1 protein-coding gene is annotated in these 1,318 nt (G+C 40.9%); it reads left to right on the top strand.

The features are described 5' to 3' along the window. Positions 1–160: 160 nt before the first annotated feature. Positions 161–1,318: M16 family metallopeptidase (locus ACOVO2_RS03945; protein ID WP_421768717.1), on the top strand; the 1,158-nt coding region annotated here is incomplete at its 3' end.

The following is a 1,318-nucleotide window of genomic DNA, read 5'->3' as shown; positions in this document are numbered from 1 at the left end:
AAGGCATCAATCACAAACCTACTATAATTACCCAAGCCAGTATGATTATTAAAAGCCCTTTTTGCATCAAATCCTATACGCATTGAACTATCTTTTGCTTAAATTTGTCAATTATTATTAATATCAATATTTTTCCTCCCCTTTAGGGGGCGGGGGTTTTATGACCGAATACCAAATACATACTTTGCCCAACGGCATCCGAATTGCTCACCGACAAGTACCTTATACTCAGGTAGTTCATTGCGGGCTCATGCTCGACATGGGCAGCCGTGACGAAAAACCTAATCAGCTTGGTCTTGCCCATTTCTGGGAACACATGGCCTTCAAAGGTACGAAAAAGCGGAAATCTTACCACATTATTAATAGATTGGAATCGGTAGGCGGTGAATTAAACGCTTACACAACCAAAGAAAAAATTTGTTTCTACGCTTCGGTGCTTGATGCTCATTTCGAGAAATCGGTAGAACTCTTGGCCGATATTACCTTTGACTCGGTTTTTCCCGAAAATCAAATTGAGAAAGAGCGTGGGGTAATTTTGGAAGAAATGTCGATGTACCAAGATTCGCCCGAAGATGCACTGCAAGATGATTTCGACGAAATTGTGTTTGCCAATCACCAGCTCGGAGCAAATATTTTGGGCACGCAAGAAAGCGTTAAAGGCTTCACTCGCAAGGAGTTACAAGATTTTATTGCCGAAAACATGGACACCGAGAAAATCGTGATGTCGATTGTCGGTAATATTACTTTCAATAAAGCCATAAAAGTTGCCGAGAAATATTTGAAAGATATTCCGGCAAAAAAATCAGATTTGAAACGCACGCCCCCGAGTGAATATAAGCCTCAGCGAATCACGATTCCGAAGAAAATTACGCAAGCCCATTGTGCCATTGGTCGGCCATCGTATGCCATGCTCGATGAGCGACGTTTACCGTTTTTCATGTTGGTCAATCTTTTTGGCGGACCAGGCATGAACTCTCGCCTAAACATGACTTTGCGTGAAAAATATGGTTTGGTTTATGGCATTGATGCCACTTATTCGCCATTTACTGATACTGGTTTTCTGGGAATTTATTTCGCAACCGATAAATCGAATCTCGATAAAGCCAATGCTTTGATTTTGAAAGAAATGCAGCTTTTGAAAGAAAAACCACTCGGAAAACTGCAATTGCACACCGTAAAGGAGCAGTTGATGGGTCAGTTGGCGATGGCCGAAGAAAGTAATCAGAGTTTTATGTTGATGATGGCCAAGAGTATTTTGGATATTGGAAAAGTAGAATCATTGGAGGGTATTTTTACCGAAATAAAAAACATTGAAGCC

It is taken from the genome of Emticicia sp. (assembly GCF_049241225.1).
In the GTDB taxonomy this organism is placed as follows: domain Bacteria; phylum Bacteroidota; class Bacteroidia; order Cytophagales; family Spirosomataceae; genus Emticicia.
Note: the sequence above shows the minus strand (reverse complement) of the source record. Positions and strands in the feature narration are given on the sequence as shown.